Genomic DNA, 22413 nt, shown 5'->3' on the forward strand with positions numbered 1-22413 from the left:
ATTAAGGGTTTCAGTCCTAAAGTGCGTAACATCAGTTAATAATTAAGTTTGGCTGCCGCTACGGAATTTAGAGGAATAGTAGTCAGATTGAACGCATTGTTAGATGGTCTTTTGAATATTTCCAAATTTCATGATCGAGTTCGCCAAGTCGCTCGACTTAAGCACTTTAGTCTAAAAACTGAAAAATACTATATTCATTGCATCAAAGACTTCATTCTCTTTGACACAAACGTCATCCTAGAGAAATAGAAGTAGATTAAAAAAGATTATATTGAAAATAGCCTCTACAAAAAATTGGAGTTGATCAGCATGGAACTCTCAGAAGCATCCCTTCAGAAACAAATTATACAGAAAACATCAGGGGTTTGTGGAGGTCATGCTCGTGTTGGGAATACCAGGATTCCTATTTGGACACTCGTTTCATTACGCCAACAGGGAGCAACAGAACAAGAATTACTACATAATTATCCAAATCTGACTTTAGATGATTTAACTGCTGTATGGGGCTACTATTTTAATCATAAATCAGAAATAGACAGTATTATTGCCTCAATTGACGAATAGATTTAATGAAGAACTTTAGCTTTTACTCCAATGAAAACTTTGTTTTGGATATGGTTTACAAGCTAAGAGATTTGGGATATCGGATAACAACAAGCTATGATGCAGGACAAGCAAACCAAGGCATATCCGATCATGAAGTTTTGAACTATGCAACCCAAAATAATTTTGCTGTCATTACCTTCAATCGAGATGATTTTATTGAATTACACAATAGTGGTTTGAAACACGCAGGGATAATTATTTGTAAAACAGACCGAGATTATGAAGGACAAATTCAAACACTCCATGAATATTTGCAAACTCAGGATAGTCTTAATAATCGCTTGATTCGGATTAAAAAACAAAATCAAAAAGGTTCAAGTAAGCAGATGTTTGTTGTTCAAGAATATTTTCGATAGTCACAAGTTCTCCTATCTCAGGCAAAAAATTTAGACAAAAGCGATCGCTCTTTTCCTTTGACAATTTCCTCCATATCTTGCTATTATCAGAACAATCATTCTGATTTAGATTTTACTCACTTAATTAATGCCTCGCAATAAAGAATTTGAGCCGGAGGAAGCACTGGATAAAGCAATGGGAGTATTTTGGCGTAAGGGCTATTTTGATACTTCTATTGACGATCTGGTGCAGCAGGTAGGAATAAGTCGCTATGGTTTGTATGGCACTTTTGGCAACAAGCAGGAATTGTTTTTAGCTAGTTTAGATCGCTATCGCGATACTTTTGTGGCTCAGTTAATAGCAGATTTAGAGACTCCTAATGCTTCCTTGGCAGAAATTCAGAGTTTTTTTGAGACTTTTATGGAATTAAGTAAAACTGAGCGGGGTAAATTAGGCTGCTTTATGTGCAACACTGCTACAGAATTAGCTTTACATGACGATCGCGTTGCTGCCAAGATAGATAGTCACATTCAACGTCTGACTAAAGCATTTCGTAAGGCTTTGAGCAATGCTCAACAAGGTCAGGAATTTAAGTCAAATATCAATATAGATGATTTTGCTAAATATCTTACTGGAGTAACGTTAGGTTTATGCGTCTATGCGCGATCGCAAGTTGACCCAAAAACTATCGAAAGTTATGTAAGGGTAGCGTTGAAAACACTCGGCTAAATTTTTTTTACTTAAATCAGAATGGTTATTCTGAATACAACATTATCTTTGGAGATTTTAAGATCGTGCCTTTTCTACCACAGCAAAGCTTAATCGAACTTTTCAACCACAATCCTAAACGTTATTCTCCCCTAACTCAATTGGTTCAAAATGTCATGCGAGGGGAATCTGCTTTTACGGCAGGAGAAAGAGAATTAATTGCTGCTTATGTGTCGAGTTTAAATGCTTGTAACTTTTGTTTTGGTTCGCATCAAGCGATCGCTGCTGATCTAAATGTCGATCCTCAATTGCTCAAAGCCGTTATCAATGATATAAGTACTGCGCCAATTGAAGAGCGTTTTCGCCCCGTGTTTGCCTTAGTACAAAAGCTTACTCAAACTCCGAGTAAAACTACTCAAGCTGATATAAATGAAGTCTTGGCAGCAGGTTGGGATCGACAAGCCGTAGAAGATGCGATCGCTGTTTGTTCATTGTTTAATTTTATGAATCGTTTAGTTGATGGTTTTGGCTTTGAATCTCCAGGTCAAGAACAACTAATGGGTATGGCGAAGATGATAAATACTCAAGGTTATCAAGCTGTTATCCAGACGGCGAGGTAAACAGCAAAACCCTATTTTTTTTGACTTAAATCAGAACAATTATTCTGGTTATTCAACTCGCCGTTATGTAGCCCAGCGTGCGGAAGCTAAACCATCTCTAAGCAACAAATTAAAGGCTATTGGGAACTTTATCCAGATTTTGATTACTCCTGCCCCTAATTTAGAGCGATACGAACAAAATCGCCATCATCCGATTGTTACTCAATCTGCTTATGCACCAGATTTTAGTTCTTGGTTGGAGACCCACAATATTGAAGGTGCTTTTGGTCGAGGATTTTAAGTACCTAAGCATAATTATTTACACATTAAATACTCTTCTATTCCCTGTTCCCTGTTCTCTTTCTCAAATATGCAATTAATTTTGCACGACTACTTAAATTATATAGTTAGCAAATATTGAAAGATGAAAATTTCCACCCTTCCTTTTTTACTTGCTACTGTCTTAGGGTTTATTACCATAATTACTCGCAGAGCAGTAAAACTAGGTTATATTCAACCCCAAAATGCCAAAAATGTTTATTACTTACTTGGTGTTTTAGGCTTATGGACTGTAGTAAGTTCGATTTTGGCAATAAAAGGCTTCTATGCTTCACCTCGTTTTTGGGCATTGTTGCCTGGACTTTGGTTTCCTTTTGTTCCTGTTTCTTTCTGTCTGATTCCTTTTGCCATTTCATCTCAGTTTAGAGATAGTCTAATTAAGATTTTGAATGCTACTCCTATTTATTGGTTGGTTTACTTACAAGGATTACGAATTGCTGCTCTGGGTACACTCTATAAAACTATTATTGGTCAATTTCCAGTTCATGTTGAGTTGATAATTGGTATTTCCGATTTAATTTTTGGATGCTCTGCTTTTTACATTGCGAAGAGAGTTCGTGCTAATACTATCGGTTGGAGAAGTTTGGCAATCTGGAATTTAGTCGGAGCCGGAATAATCATAATCCCAGGTGAAATTGCCATTCAGATGGGGCTACCAGGATTTTTACAAATGTTTAATTCGCCACCTACTGCTGAAGTTATGTTTGAGTTTCCCCTTGTTATCGCTCCAACAATTATTGTGCCTCTATTAGTTTTGATGAATGGCTTGGTTGCTTGGTGGTTATTCAAGACTCAACCCGTTTCTTTAAGGGGAAAGAAAGGGAAAATAATGCTGCGATCGCCAATCTAATTCAATTAATTGGGAATAGAAAACGATGAATCAAAAATTAGAACTATTTTGGATTAGTGGTAGTCCCTTTGCTTGGCGGGTACAACTTGCTTTAGTAATTCATAAGATTGATTATGTTTCCCACTTAAATACTACTCAAATATCTGTTTGTAATGGCAAGCTCAACCACGCATCCCATATATCGAGAGAAGGACGAGGCTTTCCGTCTTGGTCGTACAGACCCATATCCATAGCTAAGCGTAACATCGAAGTTCTAGTTTCAGGATCGTTTTTTTCCAGAAGAGCAAACAGAGCGTCAAGGTCATGAACTGTCCAGAGATTGATAAATGGCATATTCATCTGATGAGCTGCTTCTAGTAACTGTTTAGTATAAAGTGCCTGTGATTTCTGTCCTCCAGGAATAAGTAGACGCTGGTCGTGATCGGATACTTTTACTCCCAACTTAGGATGCATGAAGTGTTCGGCATGAAAGCCTGTTTCCAATACAGCAATCGGTTTATCTGCTGCATAACGCCTAGCTAGGGTGAACCAGTTGTCAGACAGTTTTGATGCGTCTCCTGCTATCTTTTCAAACCGTGCAGGATAAGTACTTAAAGCGTAGATATCACTGTAGGGTAGGAGAGCAGAAATCACTTCTGAGCGTTCTTTCATATAAGGTCGATCACCCAGATTAAATTCAGCAAAAATAATAAGATCGGGATATTCATTTTTGAGGGTTGTATAAATTGTCTTTGCCAGCTCGCGAAGCTTGCTAAAACGGTTATCATTGATATCCGTAAAAGCTGAATCAACCTCAGCCACATAACCAAAATAATCAGGTTGAAAACGCGCAATTAGATCCCGACAGTAGTTGAGATAGGACTTGATAACTTGTGGCTCGTTAAAATCTAAGTCTGCCCAGATACCTGGTCGTTCTTTCACTCCTGTTTCCCCATGTGCATAGGATGCGAGACTAAGGCGATCGCCTGCAAGAAAGCTGGCAAGAACAATGATATGCTCAAATTCTTTAGCGATGTTTTGCTGTCGTTCTAAGTCAGCTTCGATATTAGGGTGGTAAGCTGTGCCCTCATAAGATTCAACCCAAGGCACTCCCACATCAAGAAAAATCGTTATGGTGTCTCCATGACGTTGAATTAGTTCGGCTGTTTTTTTAAAAGCTTGTTCGTTCCATTGACATCCTCTCCGTCCTGCGCTGACGCTAAAGAACGGAGATTCCCTAAAACAAAGTTAACTGTTTAGGGGTGGTAGACGGTTCAACACAAACTGCTACTACTGTAGTCTGACATTTGCTCCCACGTCCGTTGATATATTGGTCGGATTGCCCACCCGCCCATCGATTTAAATTTTCTGCTGCGTTGATATCTCGGTCGTGAATAGTATTGCAAAACAAGCATTCCCACTCCCTAACATCTAGCTCTTTTTTTCCTTCTGACTCTCCGCAGCATGAGCATTTTTGAGATGATGGAAACCATCTGTCTACGATAGTTAAATGCCTACCGTACTTGTCGCATTTAGCAGCAAGTGTAGTTTTAAATTTACTCCAACCTGCATCACTAATTGCTCGTGACAACTTACGGTTTTTAACCATTCCTGCCACATTCAAGTCTTCTACTGCCAGAGCTTGATTTTCGCGTACTAGGCGAGTAGTTAACTTGTGAATAAAATCTGTTCTTTGGTCTTTTACCTTAGCATGAAGTTTAGCTAGCCTATGCTTGCGTCTTTTTCTCCGCTCAGATTCTTCCATGCGGCTTAAGCCTTTGGTAGCTTTGGATAATCTTCGATTAGCTTTTTGGATTTTCCGGAGCATTTTCTTGTGTAGACGAGGATTTTCAACCTTTTCGCCTGAACTTAAAATAGCAAAATAGGTTAAACCTAAATCAATCCCAACAGATTGCTCCGTAACAGGTGAAACAGGTTGCTCAACTTCAACTACAAAAGAAGCAAAATATCTGCCAGAACAATCTTTGATGATAGTCACACTTGATGGTTCGCTTGGTAGTGGTCGAGAAAAAACTATTGGTATATGACCAATTTTGGCAAGTTTAACCGATTGAGAATGTACACTAAAGCCACCAATTCTGAATCTAATTGATTGTCTAGATTGTTTTTCTTGAGCTTAGGTTTTCCTACTGGTTTACCTTTTCTTTTTCCTTTTAAACTAGAAAAATAATTATTCCAGGCAGTGCATAAATCTCTATATGACTGTTGGAGAACAATGTTAGAGACTTCAGCCAACCAACTTCTTTCTTCAGTTTTTTTAGCCTGAGTAATAACCTGTTTGTCTACATCCTTTGGTCTTGGCAAACCTTCTCTGAAAGCTTTCTTGTAGACCCATAACGCATCATTCCAAACTACACGAGCGCAACCAAAAGCTTTGGCTAATGGCTCAATCTGAGTCGGTCTGGGATAAATTCTGTACTGGTATCTAGCTTTCATGTACAGTATGATAACATTGGTCTGTACATAAGATTATGAAGTTTAGAAGAGAGAGAAATAGCGTTACAGATTTAAAAGTACACTTAGTCTGCGTAACCAAATATCGCGCTCAAGTGTTTTCTGCACCGCAGATTGAATTAATTGAAAAAGTATTTTATGAAGTAGCTAAAAAGATGAATATACAGATACTCGAAATTAATGGAGAGACAGACCATCTTCATGTTTTGGTTGAATATCCTCCCAAGTTATCTGTATCTAAAATGGTTAACTCTCTTAAAGGGGTATCTAGTCGTAGATTTGGGCAAGCTGGTTTCAAAAAGCCTAAAAATGGGAAAGCATTATGGAGTCCTAGTTATTTTGCGGTTTCTGTAGGTGGCGCACCCATAGAAGTATTAATCAAGTATATTAAAGAGCAAAACCGTCCAGCCATATAAAGTCGTGCTAGAAGCACGAGGCTTGTATCCCATTACCTTCGGTCAAAAGGTTGATTGGTAAATCCCATCAAAAAGGGGCGTGATTTTGGTAAATTAGTCAATTCTAATGCTTCATCAGGAATGTTGGAATCAATATCAAATGAAGCTAAATTGGGAGTTAATATGCTTGTCAACATAGCATACATAACAACTATGCCTAAGCTAATTGCACCGAATATAATTACTGTGGGTTTCAACATAAATTTTCCTAATCCTTCCAGACAAAGATAGGATTTTGGATCGATATGGGGACAAGTTACCTGGCGTTGAATTTGCTAGTTCAAAAATTGACAATTATCAATGGGCAATTCGTTGCATGTTCTAAGATTCTCTCTAATCCGGAATTAGAAATTACAATCTTTTCCTATTAATCAATTATCGACCTAGGATTCAAGACTCCGCCAGTGCAAATATACTGAGTGGTGAGTTTAATTAAAAAGTCTTCAAGAAATACTATGGATAATGGAGCAAGCTCACCTGTAATTAAGCTTGTCTCAGTACAGCTAAGTAATTACCATCATTCTCAATATGTACTATTTCTGGAGCAAAGCCTACGTCATAAGCAATTTTTTGCAGAGTTTCTCGATCAATATTAAGCCAATCGACAATTGAACTCTTTGTTCCTTGATATTCAAATTGCAACTTGCGGATAATCGTTATGTTTCTTTCACCATTAGTAGAATTGAGGATTATTTTTCCCCTAGGAGTTAGGGATAACTTAGCTTTCAAGAAAAAATTTCTAAGTTTTTCTAGGTTGCCGACGGCACCGATACTTCGACCGAGTATTAACCATGTCTCATATTTTGATTCTGACTCTAACTCAAAAATGTCTTGATTGATAATATTTTTCACTCCGCTATGTGACATTACTAAACAAGCATTTCTTGAAACATCTAATGCTGTAACTTCTACTCCTTTATTCTGAAGATATAAAGTATGTATACCAGTACCAGCACCAATATCTAAGATCTTTCCTGAACAGAGCGACACAGCAAGTCGATCAATAGTAAGCTGATCTGGAGGACGAAAAAATACAGAGACGGGGAGGTTGTATGTTTCTGCTTCAGTTGAAAACACTTTCAGACAAGCATCTGCGTTACCGTGATAATAATCAAGCAAAGCCTTACCAAATACGTCCCGGTCATTTACCATCGAACTTTCTTTGTTTTAGATATCCACAAATTGAATTTTTATACTTTCCCTATTTTAAAATTTCCAACTCTCTGGCTTTTACTACGGCCTGATTACGATTTTTGACAGACAATTTGCCGTAGATATTACTAGTATGCCATTTGACTGTAGCTAAACTAATATAAAGGCGATCGCGATTAACTAGATTAGATTTGCTCGATGGTATAAAAAATTTAGTTTCTAGTAAGTCATAAGACACCATAGTGATTATGTAATTATCTATTCACATACTATATATAATTCAGATAATTATGAGTTTCTGCTTAAAAAGCAAAATTCAGTTTCCTTGGAGCTTCATGTTCTTCGATGAAATTACCGCAGTTATCCTTGACTACCAAGATAGCCAATTACTTTTTGCTGCTGGCGTTGATTACCGTAAGTATCGTCGGGGGAGTTGCCTATTTTCGAGCTAGAGGAGCTTTAAAGCAAGCAGCATTTGATCGTCTTAGTGTGGCAGCAACTTTAAAAGAGCAAGAAATTGCCCGTTGGTTTGAAGATCAACAAAGAGATTTCTTGCAAACTACTGAGATGCCCGATGTGCAAGCAAATTTAAATATTTTACTTAACTCCAGTCTTACTAAAGAAAAACAACAAGCTTATCAAGTTCTCGCTTATTATCTCACCAGGGTTAACCAGATCAAACCTAATTTAAGAGAAATCTTCATTCTCGATCGCAGTAATAAAATTATTCTCTCTACTAACAAAGAACGCGAACAAGAATACGAAATCTTAGCCAATATTACCTATATCGAGCAAGTTGAAATCGGAGCCAATTTTGCCCCCATATTTTATGTTTCTCCCGTGACCGGAAAACCGGCAATTACTTTGGCAAAACCACTGGAAAATCGCCAAGGAATGATTTTGGTCGATCTAGATCTAGAACGGATCGATCAAATTGTAAGAGAAAAAACCGGTTTAGGTGAAAGTGGTGAAAGTTATTTAGTTGGTTCTCTCATTAGCAAAAATAGTTTTATTGCGGGAAAATCCGAGTCAAGTCAAGCTTTTCCTGATGGGATCAATAGTGCAGGGATTGATGCTGCCATGAGTGGGATGAGTGGTTATGGACTTTACCGAAACTATTCCCAGTCTTCCGTCTTGGGAGTCTATCGCTGGCTCAACGAACAAGATATCGCGCTGCTGGTTGAAATTAGCCAAGAAGAAGCTTTCGATCCTGCCCGAAAATTAGCTAGTGCAATTGTTTTGGTGGGTTTAGTATCGGTATTAGGACTACTAATAGGAGTTAACTGGTTATCCCTGCAATTATCTTTATCCCGTCAACAGTTAGAACAATCCAGCTATCAATTACAACTCAAAGCACAAGAAGCAGAAGCAGCAAATCGAGCTAAAAGTCAATTTTTAGCTAATATGAGTCACGAGTTGCGGACTCCCCTCAACGCCATCTTAGGGTTTTCGCAGTTAATGTCACGGGATACGAGCATCACCACCGCGCAACAAGAATCTTTGGATATTATCAATCGTAGTGGCGAACACCTGCTTAATTTAATTAACGATGTTTTAGAGATGTCCAAAATTGAAGCAGGAAAAATCACCCTTAATAACACTCAATTCGATCTGCATCGACTTTTACAAACTATTCAAGAGATGTTTAAGATCAAAGCTGAAGCCAAAGGACTATGGTTTAAATTTTTACTGGCAGATAATTTACCTCAATATGTGGTTAGCGATTCCCGTAAATTACGTCAGTTATTAATTAATCTCTTGAGTAATGCTGTTAAATTCACTCAAATTGGAGGGGTTACACTCAGGGCATTTATCTGTCAATCAAATCGCTCATTAGATAATAAAGCCCAACTCTGTTTTGAAGTATCCGATACAGGAAAAGGTATTGCTCCGGAAGAATTAAATCAGCTATTCGATCCTTTTGTGCAGACAGCTAGTGGTATTCAATCAGAAGGAGGGACTGGACTAGGATTATCAATCAGTCGTCAGTTTGCTGAATTAATGGGGGGAAACATCCAAGCTACAAGCATTGTGGGGGAAGGTTCTGCTTTTGCTTTTAACATTCAAGTGGAGCTACCTGATTCATCTGAAGTAAAAATTGTATCTTCCCAAGTGCAAATAAAACAGTTGGCACCAGGTCAACCTGACTATCGAATTGCCGTTGTGGACGATAATCAAACTAATCGTTTGGCGTTGGTTAAATTATTACAATCCGTTGGTTTCCACCCCCGTACAGCAGACAATGGGATGACGGCGATCGCTCTTTGGGAAACATGGCAACCTGATTTAATTTGGATGGATATGCGGATGCCAGTAATGGATGGCTATGAGGCTACAAGACATATCAAAAGCCATCCTGATGTTCAACAGACAATTATTATCGCTTTAACTGCGTCGGCTTTTGAAGAACAAAGAGAAAAAATTTTAGCAGCAGGTTGCGATGACTTTGTTCCCAAACCATTTCCCGAACAAATTATTTTTGATAAATTGACCCTACATCTGGGAGTCAAATTTATTTATGAACGAAAATCTAGCAATTCAAGCAATGGAGCTGAAAATAAAAGCGCAACACCACTTTCTATTAGAGATTTAAGTCCTCTTTCTCCCGATTTAATTACTCAACTCAACCAGGCGGCGATCGCTGTAGATGCAGAACAAATTGAAAAATTAATTATGCAAATCCCTGATTCTCATCAGCATATCACCCAAGCAATAGCAGAAATGCTAGCTCAATATGACTTTGATGCCATTATTGATTTAACTGAATCCTCAATTATTGAATAAATTTGATCGCGATCAATCTTACTTCTCTAATTGTTCCCGATTTCATCCTGACTTGTTCTCGTTTACTCCCTAAATTACATAACAAGTTAACTAACAGGAGATTTTAATCATGCAACTTTGTTATCGTGGTAATAAATATCAAGCACCAATCAACTCTATCGATACAGTGGAATCAGGCATTAATGCTAAGTTTTTGGGGAGAACATATACTCTTCGCCAGACTAATTATCAAAGTACTTCTTCCTCAGATAGGTACAAATATCGCGGAATTGTCTATCAAAAATAAATACCATGGTCAATCCCAAATTAATTATTGGCAATAAAAATTACTCTTCATGGTCGCTCAGAGCTTGGCTTATTCTAGCTAAACTAGGAATTAAGTTTGAAGAAGTGCGGGTTTCTCTTTTTCGTGAAGGATATAAAGAACAACTTTTACGTTATTCCCCCACGGGACAAGTTCCTGTTTACCTAGAAAATGAGCTGGTGATTTGGGATAGTCTGGCGATCGCCGAATATCTTGCAGAAAAGCATTCAGGATTATTACCCAGAAATATCAACCAACGCGCTTTAGCACGTTCTTTAGCTGCCGAAATGCACTCTGGTTTTTTGGCATTGCGATCGCAAATGCCAATGAATTGTCGAGCAACAGGGCGGCAGGTAGAAATTACAGATGGATTAGCTGCTGATATCAATCGAGTTCAAACTATATGGACTACCTGTAGAAATCAAAATAGACAGTTAGGTTCATGGTTATTTGGTGAATTTTCTATTGTCGATGCTATGTATGTCCCAGTAGTTTTTCGTTTTAATACCTATGGGGTTGAATGCGACTCATTAGCTACTGAATATATGAATAATGTATTAAATGACCCAGATGTTATGAGCTGGCTGGAAGCTGCCAAAAATGAGACCGAGGTGATTGAAGAGGAAGAAGTAGGAATTAACTAACACCGAATATTAAAATTAGTAATTTCAGCTCAAGGTCTTTGAATGAAAGAAATAAAAGTATTGCATCTAGATGCATTTACCAAGATAAAAGATAAAGGTAATCCTGCTGGCGTTGTGCTTTTCAAAGATGAATTGAAAGAAGAAGAGATGCAACTAATAGCTAAAAAAGTTGGGTTTAACGAGACTGTATTTATTGAAAAATGTATTGACGCAGATTATAGATTTAGATATTTTACTCCAGAGCATGAAATGAATCTATGTGGTCATGCCACGATCGCAGGAGTCTATGCTTTGTACCAATATAATGACCTGAAAGAAAATTTGGCAATAGAAATAAAGACAAATATCGGCATAATTAAGGCAAAAGCAATCTCTAAAGATCGTGATTGTATTGTGGAAATGGAGCAGGAACCGCCTAAGTTTTTAATGTTTGAAGGTGAGGTAGAAAAACTAGCTAGTGTGTTAAACATTGCTCCTGAAAATCTCATAGATAATGAAATAATATATGGTAATACAGGAACGTGGACTTTACTGGTTCCAGTCAAAAGTGGCAAAGATTTAGAAACTATGATGCCCCAAACAAATAACTTTCCTGAAGTGTTAACCCAGATACCAAAAACTTCCATTCACCCGTACACTTTACAATATTTTGATCAAAATAATCTGGTGGTGGCAAGGCATTTCTCTTCACCGCATTCGGGTACGATAGAAGATCCTGTAACAGGAACTGCTAGCGGAGTGATTGCTGCTTATCTACTGAAAAAATACCGGAAAAACAAAATAGAAATAGATGTACTACAGGGGAGAGAAATGGGAAAAGATGGAAATTTGAAGGCTTATGCGTGGAAACATGGCGAGAAGATAGAGATCAAAATAACTGGTGCTTGCGTTTATAACCAAGAAATGCGTGTCAACATCTAAAAAAATTAATGTTGGTTATTAAGTTGAATTTGGGAACAATAACAGTGTAAACCCTGAAATATTTGTTGTTTAATTCTCGATCTTCTAAATAACATGAACCTAATTAGAGTTTTTACTATCGCCAATAATGGCTTTAAAGAAGTTATCCGCGATCGCATCCTCTACTTTCTGGGTTTTTTCTCCCTATTACTGATTTTGGCTCAAAGAATTATTCCTGAAATAGCAGCGGGTACTCACGAAAAAATTCTCTTAGATTTTGGCATTGGGGCGATCGCTATTCTGAGCGTAGTGGTAGCAATTTTTGTAGGTACAGCATTAATCAATAAAGAAATCGAAAAACGTACGCTATTAATGCTAATTCCCAAGCCAATTAGCCGTGCTGAACTGATATTAGGTAAACACTTAGGACTTACCATAGTGTTAGCGATCATGATCACGATCATGATGGCAATCTATTTAGCCATGCTCAGTTTTTCTGGGATTAATTATCCTACAGGTGCTTTGGTAATTGCTGCGATCTACTTGCTATTAGAATTAGCTTTGATTGTAGCAGTAGCAATTTTATTTGGAGTTTTTACTAGTTCAATCTTAGCTACCTTGCTTAGTTTCGGCGTTTACCTAATGGGACACTTTAGTGAGGATCTAGTTGAATTAGGAAAACTCAGCAAAAATGCCAGCATCGAAAGTTTAACAACTAGTCTCTATCTGGTATTACCCAATCTTTCACGACTAGATCTTAAAAACGAAGCTGTTTATGGTTTACTCCCAAATTCTACGGAACTTCTATACCATGCTTTATATGGCTTACTGTACACGGCTCTTTTGTTAATTATTTCTATGATAATTTTTGCTCAAAAAGAATTTTAAGCACTCATGTATAATTAAACAAGCATAATTCTGTTTTTTGGGTGAAATAAGTATGCTTTTAATAACACAATTTCTTCATCACAGCCAAGTTCAATTTTGCCTAAATATTTAAATTTTCCCAACTAGTATGTAGAGTTTCTTATTCTGCGTTACCATAAAATTCTGTCAACATAGCAGTGTCGATAAGCAGAGATAGCTTAATTATTTTTTCACAACCAGAAAATAAATAATTAAGTAAAGGTTTATCTAGAGTTTTTACTGTGATTAGAGGTTGATAGATACTATGAAATACGACAACATTTAACATATATCTAAATCTCAAGACACTTTGATACTTATGTCCGATAGTTCTGGGTCAATATTACAGCTACAACCAAAAGCAACAGCACTCAGTAACTTAAATCTTCTTATTGCTTCAAATAATGGTAATGATATTGAGGCGATCGCGAAACCTCTTTATTCAGCAGGCATAGATTTGACTTATGAAGTTATCTCGGTGGACAAGTTGGTGGACAAGTTACCTCGGCAAAAATATAGTGCCATCTTGTATGATTATTTTCCAGTTTCCAATTTGACAACAGTTAATACTCTGACCGAACAACTGCAATTATGGTGTAATCTTTGTCCTCAAACTCCCTTCATATTGATTACGGATGCTCTAGGAGATGAACTGGCGGTAGAGTTAATCCAGTCTGGAGTCAGTGGCTATATACTTAGACAAAAACTGTATAAATTACCGGATGTTCTGGAAAATACTCTGTTTAACTTTTTCAGTAAACAAACTATTATTGCTCAACAATTAGATCTGATTAATCAACAACAGAAAAAAATTAAGGAACTAGAAGCAGAGAAGCAAAAGTTATTAAATCAAGAAAAAGCTAAGCAAGAACACCTTTCTCACTTAAATCATGAATTGCGCAGTCCGATTTCTTCGATGTTGGGCTTTGCGGGAATGTTAAAAGAACAGTACTATGGTCCACTAAATTCTAAACAGTTGCAGTATGTCAGTGCTTTACTTACTGTTGGTCAACATTTATTAGATTTAGTTAATAATTATCTTGATTTAGCCAAAATTGACGCCAATAAACAAACATTAGACCTAGAAAGACTAGCGGTGTCAGAAATTTGTCAGGCATCTTTGTTTATTGTTGCTGACCAAGCCAAGCAAAAAGGATTGGAGCTAATTTATGAGCAGGGAGACAATATTGACTTTTGCACTGCTGATTCTATACGTCTCAAGCAAATTTTAGTTAATTTACTTAGCAATGCGATTAAATTTACCAACGAAGGCTCGATAATTTTACAAGTTCAGCTAGAACAAGATCTACTTTATTTTGCCGTGATAGATACTGGGATAGGAATCTCCACTGAGAACCTAAGTAAACTATTTAAGCCTTTTCCGCAAATCACCAATCACCACGAAAGTACAGGTTTGGGCTTGGCACTGTCACAAAAACTAGCTCAACTTCATGGCGGAGATATTACAGTAACTTCAAAACTGGGTAAGGGAAGTTGTTTTACTCTTTGGCTACCTCAACATCAATGAGCAATTGACAATTTAAAAACCATGATTTTCATTAATTCATAACAAGGTTGACAAGAAAATAAACCAAAAAAGCTAATAGCTAATAGCTTAAAGCTTAGAGCTGACCCCACCCTTATATTGCCTTGACCCGAACTGAGGTTAACTAGTCTGACTAACTTTGGTGATTGAGATTGGCTACCATAACATAAAGTGAACAGTTGGTTGATAGTTGAGTAATGAGCGAGCAGAAATTAGAACAGTTAAAAAATCTCTTTCAAGAAATGGAACAGGCTTTAATTGCTTATTCTGGAGGAGTAGACAGTACTTTAGTAGCCAAAATTGCCCATGATGTTTTGGGCGATCGCGCTTTAGCTATCACCGCCGTATCTCCTTCTCTGCTGCCAGAAGAATTAATTGATGCTCAAACCCAAGCGGCACAGATTGGTATTAAACACGAGGTAGTAGAAACTCATGAAATGGAAAATCCTAACTATACTTCTAATCCCGTAAACCGTTGCTATTTTTGCAAGAGTGAACTCCACGATACTCTCAAGCCTCTTGCTATCGAGCGTGGTTATCCCTATGTTGTTGATGGAGTAAATGCTGACGATCTACAAGACTATCGTCCTGGTATCCAAGCTGCTAAAGAAAGAGGAGCGCGATCGCCTTTAGCTGAAATAGGAGTTAGCAAAGCGGAAGTGAGAGAAATTTCTCGTAGCTTGGGATTGCCTTGGTGGGACAAACCCGCTCAACCCTGTCTTAGCTCTCGTTTTCCTTACGGTGAAGCAATTACAGTCACCAAACTACAACGGGTAGGCAGGGCGGAAATTTATCTCCGTCAGTTAGGCTATCAGAATTTAAGGGTACGCTCCCAAGCAGACACCGCTAAAATTGAATTACCTGCTGTAGAAATCTCCCAGTTTGTGCAACAGGTTGATTTACCCAAACTAGTCAAAACTTTTCAAGAATTGGGCTTTTTATATGTGACTCTCGATCTAGAGGGTTATCGTAGTGGCAAACTAAATCAAGTGCTACAATAAGTGTGTATACATAAGTCAAAAATGAATAGCCATGGTAGAGAGACTCAAACGGTGGGAAACTCCCCGCAAAAGAGGGCGTAACGACAAAGGAAAAGGAGGCTCAGCTAGAGCAAGACAACTCCGTAAAAGAGAACAGATGCTCCGCCAAAAGCTTAAAAATAATGGTGAGCTCAAACCAGAAAAACAAACTAAAAGAAAACGCGATCAGCAGAGGGAAATTATTCCCTCTCTTTTTTTTGGGAAACTAAACGCATTTTTTTTCTGTCAATAACACCTAGGCAAAGCTCTACCTTGTAACCTAGCAAAGTGTTTGTATATGTCAGTAGAAATAATCATTCCGATCATTGCAGTTATTATTTTATGGTTACTATTTACTTGGTCAATTAAAATCTTTAAAGCTAGTATCAAAACATTATTAACAATTGTGGCAATTTTTTTAGTGATGCAAATCGCTTTTGGCATTAGCTCTGAACAGATTATTCAGGAAATAATTAGTATATTTAAGAATATCGAACAATTGATTTTAGGTAATTAAAATTCAGGATAAAAATTTAAAAATTATTAATCATTTTGCTTAACACCTGCGGTTTTCTAATCAAAAAGTTAAGCTAGGCATTTCTATTAAATCTTGTATCGATATGTCTTCTAAGAACTTGAATGAGCAAAATGATCGCTCTCAAAAGAAAAATTCGGCAAGCAACCCTAATTTAAAATCTAGTATTGTTCATAAACCATTTCCTACGGGAACGGTTAATATTTTTAATCCCCATAGAAGTCAATCTAGTAAATCTAATGAGGGGCTCAACGTACCGAAATTATTTTTAAATGCCGAACTAGAAGACGAAATACCACAATCTACTGTCCCCCAAACAGATATAGATTTTTCTGAAGTAGAGTATCGTGACGGAAATTGGAGCGACAGTTTACTTAGCCCTTGGGGGATTAGTGCGATCGCTATTATTTTTTTCACTAATCTAGTTTCAGGTGCCATGATCTGGCGCAATTCCCGAACAGTAGCCGCATCAGACAAAGATACCGTTTCAGTTTCTACTGTCGGCAATACTAATTTGACGAGGAAAGAATTCATGCCTCTCAACCTGAGTACCTTAAGTATGTTCAAAACTGCCGAAGATAAATCCGTTGAAGATTCCCCAGCAGCCCTCACCCCAATTCCTCCTGCTTTGGCTCCTTTGAATAACGTCACTGCTTTATCGTCAATTAATCCTCAATACTACTACGTACTATCGGAATATACTGGCGATCGCTCTTTGTCGATAGTAAGACAAAAAACTAAGCAAGTTTCCTTGGTAAACTTGCCTCAAGGAGTGTTTATTTACTTAGGTGCTTTTACTGATAAAGATCGAGCAAATGAATTTGTGTCACAGTTAAAGAAAGAAAATTTTCCCGCTTATCTTTATCCGTTAGATTAATCTGATTGAGCCAAGGAAGAGTTTAACCAGGGCTTTCTCCTTAGCTATAGGCTATAAGCTATCTACTTAATTAAACTCTAAAGCTTAGAGCTTTAAGATTAAAGCTGATCAATTAGTTTTTAGTAGGCAAGAGCGACTCATACTTACGGCAAAAATACTGTTTGATAGCATTAACTTCTGAGCCAGGAAATACTTTAATCTTGACTAAAAGCCGATGATTAGAGATAAATTCAATTGCTCTAATTTCAATTGTTTGGGCATGATATTTGCGCTTTAATTTTCTTAAGGTATAACGGAAAATAGCCCAGTCAATTTCACCATTAAAGATGATGCTAGTTGAACCATGTAAATCTTGGATGATTAGCTTAAACTCTTCGGAAGTCAAGTTTTTGTGGATGTTTTTGGGGCGACGGCGTCTTTGAGCTGATTTTAAGTAAAGATACTGACAAATTACCCGTTCAAAGCTTGATTGAGAGTTGATTTGTAACTCCTCTAAACAGGCTCCTGATAATTGACACCGATTAAAATTACCTCCCCAGGCGTGGGTTTGCAGCAGATTAGCCTGAGTTAAATTAGCTTTGATTAAATTAGCTTGACGAAGGTTTGCTTTGGTCAAATTGGCTCGAGTTAAATTAGCTTGGCTGAGATCTGCCCCTGCTAAACAAGATTTCGTTAAATTAGATTTAGAAAGATTGGCCTGAGTCAAATTAGCTTCACGGAGGTTGGCTTCATCTAAATCTGCCTGAAACAAATTTGCTTGTTGTAAGTTAGCTTGAACTAAGTTGGTCTTTCTCAGATTAGTTTGTTCTAAATTAGCTCGAGTTAAATCAGCTTTATGGAAACTAGCTCGAGTCAAATTAGCATTTTTAAAATCAGTTTTGTTGAGCTGTGCTAGTCTAAAATTGGTATCAGCCAAATTTGCTCCCAAAAAATTTGCACTATTGAGATTAGCCTGACTAAAATTAGCTCCAGCCAAATCGGCGGCAGTAAAATCTACTACTCTCAAATCTGCTTCGGCTAAATCAGCAAGACTTAAATTAGCCCCGACAAAATCGGCGCTTCTATGATTAGTTTTGATCAGATTGGCAGCAGTTAAAGTTGCTCCAATTAAACTAGCTCCTGTTAGATTGGCATTGGTTAAATTAGCTTCGGTTAGGTTAGCCCCATCCAAATTAGCTCCATTAAATTTAGTTTTGACTAAGGTTGCACCCGCAAGATCGACTCCCGTAAAATTGATTCCCATCAACAGTTTGCCGCTCAAGTTAGCTCCTTTAAGATCGAGCTGAATATGTAAATTATTTTTTCTCCACTTATTCCAATATTCGACACCACGTTTCAAGGAAGCGTAGCATTTCTTGTTGACCATTTTTTAAAGATTAATTTTTTAAGACTTCGATTATATATACGACTTAATCATAGTCATCAATTCATCGGGATTAATTTAGTTTTCCGCTTATAAAGATTGTATGTTTTTGGGACAACCGTACCTTTTATCTTGATATCAACAGTACACTGGGAGAATATGTCACACTAGAGATGTGAAGATGAAAATCACTATCACTCTCTTAATGTAACTAACTGATGGTGGACTTAGTATCCTTGAGTCTGCCAAGCCTAAACTATTTTGTAAACGATTAAAGGATATACAAAGTCATGGGATTATTTGATCGCCTTAGCCGAGTTGTTCGAGCCAATATTAACGATCTAGTTAGCAAAGCCGAAGATCCAGAGAAAGTTCTGGAACAAGCTGTCATTGATATGCAAGAGGATTTGGTACAGCTACGTCAAGCTGTTGCCAGAGCGATCGCCACTCAAAAACGTACCGAGCAACAATACAATAAAAATCAGTCTGAAGCAAATACTTGGCAGCAAAGAGCACAATTAGCTCTTTCTAAAGGTGATGAAAATTTAGCGCGGGAAGCACTTGTACGCAAAAAGTCATTTAGTGATACTGCTACTAGTTTAAAAACTCAGTTAGATCAGCAAAGCAGTCAGGTAACAACTCTTAAACGTAGCCTAATTGCTTTGGAGAGCAAAATTTCTGAAGCTAAAACTAAGAAAGATATGCTCCGAGCCAGAGCTAATGCAGCTAAAGCTAATAAACAATTACAAGATTCCATGAGTAGCATTAATACTAGTAGTGCTATGGGCGCATTTGAGCGTATGGAAGACAAGGTAATGCAGCTAGAAGCAGAATCGGAAACTGCCGCAGAATTAGGTGGCACTGGTATCGAACAACAGTTTGCAGCCTTAGAGGCTGGTAGTGGCGTTGATGATGAACTAGCAGCTATGAAAGCCCAATTATCTGGAGCTTCTCCTGCTCAGGAAGCTTTACCTGCCTCAGATTCCACGACTTCTACTCCACAAGATGCAGTAATTGATGCTGAATTAGACGAACTACGTTCTCAACTTGATAAATAAACAAGTCTTGATTATCAAGGTATTCATCTTGGCAAGTATTGGCAAGCAGGTACAGGCTACCTGCTATTTTTGGTTCTAGCTATTGTTTTTAGCTATTTGCAGATAGTAAGCTTTTGCTTCTTGATGTTTTCCTAGGCTTTCAAATATCTTGCTCAACATTAGATAAGCTTGGTCATAATTAGGCTTCAATTGTACTGCACGGCGCAAACAGTCGATTGCCTTCTCTAATTGTTGATGTCGCCACAAATTCTTGGCCAAACTGAAATATTCTTCAGGTTTTATCTGATCTGGTTTTAAAGTAAAGGCTTCATACCAATAGTGATTGGCTTTTTCTGGCTTTCCCAGTTTAGTGTAAACTCTGGCTAAATTACGATGAATTTTACTAAACTTGGGATCAAGTTGGAGTGCTTCCTGGTAACAGCTGATTGCTTTTGACCACTGCTTTTTCTGGGCATACAGACTGCCTAAATTATTCCAAGCAACTGCTGAATTTGGTTGCTTTGCTTCAGTAGTTACCTGAGAGTTTTGTATGGCAATATTAGTCGCCTTGGAGGTCTTGGAAGGGAGTTGAGATGGTAGCTGAGCCGAGGTGGAACTCTTTTCTAAGCTAACTTTTGGTAATAATTGAGGAGCAGCAGCTTTAGGTAATGATATAGATGATGATGAGGTTTGTTGCTGAGGATTATTGGCGATTGGTTTTGCGGCTCCGCTTCTTGAAATAGGGCTTTGTCCACCAGTAAATGAGAGAGTATTTTTGGAGGGAAATTTCGACTGTGAGCGAGACAATAAATTACTAATTGGTTTATTGACTTTGGTTATACGTGGACGATTACCGCCAACAGCTTGAGTCAATGAAGTTAGCTGATGATAATAGGCTACTGCTTGTTGCCATTCCTCAAGCTCTTCTAAGATCTTAACTAGACGAGCTAACTCCTGTTCTGCATTGGGACGCAGTTTAACTCCTTGAGTATAAAAAATACTAGCTTCTTTAATTTTTCCTTGCTGATATAACTGCTGACCAAAGTCAAAATACTCTTCCGGAGTCAAAGTTTTTGGCTCCAAATTGACAGCTTGACATAAACATTCCAAAGCTTTGTTTGTATCTCCCAATTCCTCCCAAATCTTCGCTAAGCTACGATAGGCTCCTGCTAAATTAGGATCTATAATTACAGCCTGTTGAAAATAATCAACGGCTTGCTGCCAATCTTGCTGTTGAGCGTAAAAGCTCCCTAAATTGGCGTATATTGCTGCTGAATTAGGATTAATCTGTAGTGCTTTGGCATATACTCCTAGAGCTTCGGCTTTTCTACCTTGGAACTGTAATATATTACCTAATATCTTATATGCATCTGCAGTATCCGGAGCAATTTCCAGAGCATTTTTACAAGCGACGATCGCCTTATGCCAATTCTGCTCTTGAAAATACAGCCTTGCCTGTTGAGAATAAATCTGGGCAATTGTCTTTTTTTGCTGATTAGTTGGTTGATCGAGGTGAGCGGATGATTTAAGCAGTGTCAACGATCGCATATCAGAGTTTAAGGAATTAGCTGAAGTGCTATCTGGCAAGGTAGGCATAGGAAAATTAACCCATGGGGAATGAAACTACAAACTATTTAAGCAAGACGAACTTGAGGTTATGTCTTGGATTTAGGTAGCATGAATGAGTGTCAATCTTATCTCATGTTATTGTCAGCCGCCATATGGAAACCTCTATTGTGAATCTGGAATGTTAAGGTGAGTCTCAATTGGAGGAACAGAATAAAAATTAGAATTTTGGGATTTAGATGCAATTTGCTAGACGTTTACAAAGTCTCGATCGTAATGTGTTTGCCGATATGGATCGTGCCAAAACTCAAGCCAGAAACTTGGGTAGAGAAATTATCGATTTATCTTTGGGGTCATCGGATTTACCCGTAGTCGAACCCACCCTCAAGATCATTGAAACCTCCCTGAGAGATCCCTCCACCCACGGTTATCTACTTCACGCTGGCACCAAAGATTTTCGAGTCGCAGCAGCCCATTGGTACTTTCAAAGGTTTGGCATCACTGTCGATCCCGAAAGGGAAGTCTTACAGTTAATCGGTTCTCAGGAGGGTACTGCCCACTTACCTCTAGCAATTCTCAATCCTGGAGATGTGGCACTGCTGTTAGATCCTGGTTATCCTTCCCATGCAGGGGGAGTGTATTTAGCAGGAGGCGAAATTTATCCCATGCCCTTATTAGCAACCAATAATTTTTTGCCTCAATTTGAAGATATCCCTGCTACTGTATTGGCTAAGTCTAAAATGATGGTACTTAGTTATCCTCATAACCCGACAACGGCGATCGCCCCCTTCGCTTTTTTTCATCAGGCAGTCAGCTTTTGTCGTCAACATAATTTAGTCTTGGTTCACGATTTCCCTTATGTCGATTTAGTGTTTACCGAGCAGACAGATATTGCCCCTTCTATTCTGCAAGCCGATCCTCAAAAAGAACTGAGTATCGAATTTTTTACCCTTTCCAAGTCTTATAACATGGGCGGTTTTCGCATTGGATATGCGATCGGTAATAGCTCTTTAATTCAGGCTCTGAGACAGATCAAAGCCGTAGTTGATTTTAATCAGTATCGTGGCATTTTAAATGGTGCGATCGCCGCCCTATCAGGCTCACAAAAATCTGTTGTCCAAACCGTGGCAACCTTCAAGCATCGCCGAGATATTTTTATTCAGGCACTGAACGAAATCGGCTGGCAAGTGACATCACCCCAAGCCACGATGTATATCTGGGCAAAACTCCCCTCTCTTTGGCAAGATAACTCTATCGAATTCTGTACCCAACTTGTAACAACAACTGGAGTGGCTGCATCACCAGGGGCTGGATTTGGTCAAGCAGGAGAAGGCTATGTTCGCTTTGCTTTAGTCAAAGAGCCAGAAATATTGCGCCAGGCAGCAGCAAAAATACATAAGTTTCTGCAAGCACCAATTTGATTACTGATTATT

The 22413-nt window shown here is 38.1% G+C and carries 25 protein-coding genes and 1 pseudogene; 18 read left to right on the forward strand and 8 right to left on the reverse strand.

What is annotated here, in order from left to right:
* Positions 1–309 precede the first annotated feature (309 nt).
* From PLEUR7319_RS0128585 to PLEUR7319_RS0128610, 6 genes are all read left to right on the forward strand, one after another.
* On the forward strand, positions 310–564 hold the full coding sequence (locus tag PLEUR7319_RS0128585) for a DUF433 domain-containing protein (protein WP_019508657.1): 255 nt from the start codon (positions 310–312) through the stop codon (positions 562–564).
* 5 nt (positions 565–569) lie between these two features.
* Entirely contained in the window at positions 570–962 is a 393-nt protein-coding gene (locus PLEUR7319_RS0128590) for a DUF5615 family PIN-like protein (RefSeq protein WP_019508658.1), read from the forward strand.
* A gap of 127 nt (positions 963–1089) precedes the next feature.
* The gene (locus tag PLEUR7319_RS0128595) at positions 1090–1671 is read left to right on the forward strand and encodes a TetR/AcrR family transcriptional regulator (protein ID WP_019508659.1); all 582 of its coding nucleotides are present in this window, start codon (positions 1090–1092) and stop codon (positions 1669–1671) included.
* A gap of 65 nt (positions 1672–1736) precedes the next feature.
* A complete protein-coding gene (locus PLEUR7319_RS37040; protein ID WP_019508660.1) occupies positions 1737–2270 on the forward strand; it encodes a carboxymuconolactone decarboxylase family protein in 534 nt (177 codons plus the stop codon).
* A 139-nt stretch (positions 2271–2409) separates the two neighbouring features.
* Entirely contained in the window at positions 2410–2550 is a 141-nt protein-coding gene (locus tag PLEUR7319_RS41500; RefSeq protein WP_019508661.1) for a hypothetical protein, read from the forward strand.
* Positions 2551–2673: 123 nt separating this feature from the next.
* Entirely contained in the window at positions 2674–3438 is a 765-nt protein-coding gene (locus PLEUR7319_RS0128610) for a hypothetical protein (RefSeq protein ID WP_019508662.1), read from the forward strand.
* Between the two features lie 135 nt (positions 3439–3573).
* Here the strand turns inward: PLEUR7319_RS0128610 and PLEUR7319_RS0128615 are convergent, their stop codons facing one another.
* Both PLEUR7319_RS0128615 and PLEUR7319_RS42290 read right to left on the reverse strand, forming a co-directional pair.
* Positions 3574–4527 (reverse strand): hypothetical protein, encoded by a 954-nt coding sequence (locus PLEUR7319_RS0128615; RefSeq protein WP_019508663.1) that lies wholly within the window; start codon positions 4525–4527, stop codon positions 3574–3576.
* A 127-nt stretch (positions 4528–4654) separates the two neighbouring features.
* Positions 4655–5874 (reverse strand): annotated as a pseudogene (locus PLEUR7319_RS42290) (RNA-guided endonuclease InsQ/TnpB family protein).
* A 35-nt stretch (positions 5875–5909) separates the two neighbouring features.
* On the opposite strand from PLEUR7319_RS42290, the gene tnpA reads away from it, so the two are divergent.
* On the forward strand, positions 5910–6308 hold the full coding sequence (tnpA, locus tag PLEUR7319_RS0128625) for an IS200/IS605 family transposase (protein WP_019508665.1): 399 nt from the start codon (positions 5910–5912) through the stop codon (positions 6306–6308).
* 32 nt (positions 6309–6340) lie between these two features.
* Here the strand turns inward: tnpA and PLEUR7319_RS0128630 are convergent, their stop codons facing one another.
* The 3 genes from PLEUR7319_RS0128630 to PLEUR7319_RS37050 form a co-directional block, all read right to left on the reverse strand.
* On the reverse strand, positions 6341–6547 hold the full coding sequence (locus PLEUR7319_RS0128630; RefSeq protein WP_019508666.1) for a hypothetical protein: 207 nt from the start codon (positions 6545–6547) through the stop codon (positions 6341–6343).
* Positions 6548–6830: 283 nt separating this feature from the next.
* Positions 6831–7499, reverse strand: a complete 669-nt coding sequence (locus tag PLEUR7319_RS0128635) for a methyltransferase domain-containing protein (RefSeq protein WP_019508667.1) — start codon at positions 7497–7499, stop codon at positions 6831–6833.
* 49 nt (positions 7500–7548) lie between these two features.
* On the reverse strand, positions 7549–7740 hold the full coding sequence (locus tag PLEUR7319_RS37050; protein WP_019508668.1) for a helix-turn-helix transcriptional regulator: 192 nt from the start codon (positions 7738–7740) through the stop codon (positions 7549–7551).
* Between the two features lie 104 nt (positions 7741–7844).
* Here PLEUR7319_RS37050 and PLEUR7319_RS0128645 point away from each other — a divergent pair, with 104 nt between their 5' ends.
* The 5 genes from PLEUR7319_RS0128645 to PLEUR7319_RS0128665 all read left to right on the forward strand — a co-directional run bounded on the left by PLEUR7319_RS0128645 (position 7845) and on the right by PLEUR7319_RS0128665 (position 13019).
* Positions 7845–10283, forward strand: coding sequence for a hybrid sensor histidine kinase/response regulator (locus tag PLEUR7319_RS0128645; protein ID WP_019508669.1), 2439 nt, complete (start codon positions 7845–7847; stop codon positions 10281–10283).
* 109 nt (positions 10284–10392) lie between these two features.
* On the forward strand, positions 10393–10569 hold the full coding sequence (locus tag PLEUR7319_RS39735; RefSeq protein WP_019508670.1) for a DUF4278 domain-containing protein: 177 nt from the start codon (positions 10393–10395) through the stop codon (positions 10567–10569).
* A gap of 5 nt (positions 10570–10574) precedes the next feature.
* Positions 10575–11231, forward strand: coding sequence for a glutathione S-transferase family protein (locus tag PLEUR7319_RS0128655; protein WP_019508671.1), 657 nt, complete (start codon positions 10575–10577; stop codon positions 11229–11231).
* Positions 11232–11273: 42 nt separating this feature from the next.
* Complete coding sequence (locus tag PLEUR7319_RS0128660) at positions 11274–12152, forward strand: PhzF family phenazine biosynthesis protein (protein WP_019508672.1); 879 nt, start codon at positions 11274–11276, stop codon at positions 12150–12152.
* Between the two features lie 93 nt (positions 12153–12245).
* Positions 12246–13019 (forward strand): ABC transporter permease, encoded by a 774-nt coding sequence (locus PLEUR7319_RS0128665; RefSeq protein WP_019508673.1) that lies wholly within the window; start codon positions 12246–12248, stop codon positions 13017–13019.
* Positions 13020–13158: 139 nt separating this feature from the next.
* On the opposite strand, the gene PLEUR7319_RS41505 is transcribed toward PLEUR7319_RS0128665, so the two are convergent.
* Positions 13159–13326: a hypothetical protein gene (locus PLEUR7319_RS41505; RefSeq protein ID WP_019508674.1), complete on the reverse strand. Its 168-nt coding sequence runs from the start codon at positions 13324–13326 to the stop codon at positions 13159–13161.
* 30 nt (positions 13327–13356) lie between these two features.
* Between PLEUR7319_RS41505 and PLEUR7319_RS0128675 the strand changes: the two genes are divergently transcribed.
* The 4 genes from PLEUR7319_RS0128675 to PLEUR7319_RS0128695 all read left to right on the forward strand — a co-directional run bounded on the left by PLEUR7319_RS0128675 (position 13357) and on the right by PLEUR7319_RS0128695 (position 17014).
* Positions 13357–14565: a hybrid sensor histidine kinase/response regulator gene (locus PLEUR7319_RS0128675; protein WP_019508675.1), complete on the forward strand. Its 1209-nt coding sequence runs from the start codon at positions 13357–13359 to the stop codon at positions 14563–14565.
* A gap of 215 nt (positions 14566–14780) precedes the next feature.
* Entirely contained in the window at positions 14781–15584 is an 804-nt protein-coding gene (larE, locus tag PLEUR7319_RS0128680) for an ATP-dependent sacrificial sulfur transferase LarE (RefSeq protein WP_019508677.1), read from the forward strand.
* 31 nt (positions 15585–15615) lie between these two features.
* Positions 15616–15855, forward strand: a complete 240-nt coding sequence (locus PLEUR7319_RS0128685) for a hypothetical protein (protein ID WP_019508678.1) — start codon at positions 15616–15618, stop codon at positions 15853–15855.
* Between the two features lie 367 nt (positions 15856–16222).
* Entirely contained in the window at positions 16223–17014 is a 792-nt protein-coding gene (locus tag PLEUR7319_RS0128695) for an SPOR domain-containing protein (RefSeq protein ID WP_019508680.1), read from the forward strand.
* Between the two features lie 112 nt (positions 17015–17126).
* On the opposite strand, the gene PLEUR7319_RS38655 is transcribed toward PLEUR7319_RS0128695, so the two are convergent.
* Positions 17127–18380: a pentapeptide repeat-containing protein gene (locus PLEUR7319_RS38655; RefSeq protein WP_019508681.1), complete on the reverse strand. Its 1254-nt coding sequence runs from the start codon at positions 18378–18380 to the stop codon at positions 17127–17129.
* A 287-nt stretch (positions 18381–18667) separates the two neighbouring features.
* Here PLEUR7319_RS38655 and PLEUR7319_RS0128705 point away from each other — a divergent pair, with 287 nt between their 5' ends.
* Positions 18668–19435: a PspA/IM30 family protein gene (locus tag PLEUR7319_RS0128705; RefSeq protein ID WP_019508682.1), complete on the forward strand. Its 768-nt coding sequence runs from the start codon at positions 18668–18670 to the stop codon at positions 19433–19435.
* A gap of 75 nt (positions 19436–19510) precedes the next feature.
* Here PLEUR7319_RS0128705 and PLEUR7319_RS0128710 read toward each other — a convergent pair whose 3' ends face one another.
* Positions 19511–21010 (reverse strand): tetratricopeptide repeat protein, encoded by a 1500-nt coding sequence (locus tag PLEUR7319_RS0128710; RefSeq protein WP_019508683.1) that lies wholly within the window; start codon positions 21008–21010, stop codon positions 19511–19513.
* Between the two features lie 209 nt (positions 21011–21219).
* Here PLEUR7319_RS0128710 and PLEUR7319_RS0128715 point away from each other — a divergent pair, with 209 nt between their 5' ends.
* Positions 21220–22401 carry an LL-diaminopimelate aminotransferase gene (locus PLEUR7319_RS0128715; protein ID WP_019508684.1) on the forward strand — a complete coding sequence of 394 codons (1182 nt, stop codon included), beginning with the start codon at positions 21220–21222 and terminating at the stop codon, positions 22399–22401.
* The last annotated feature ends 12 nt before the right edge of the window (positions 22402–22413 follow it).

Origin of the sequence: Pleurocapsa sp. PCC 7319, from assembly GCF_000332195.1 — a bacterium.
Lineage (GTDB): Bacteria > Cyanobacteriota > Cyanobacteriia > Cyanobacteriales > Xenococcaceae > Waterburya.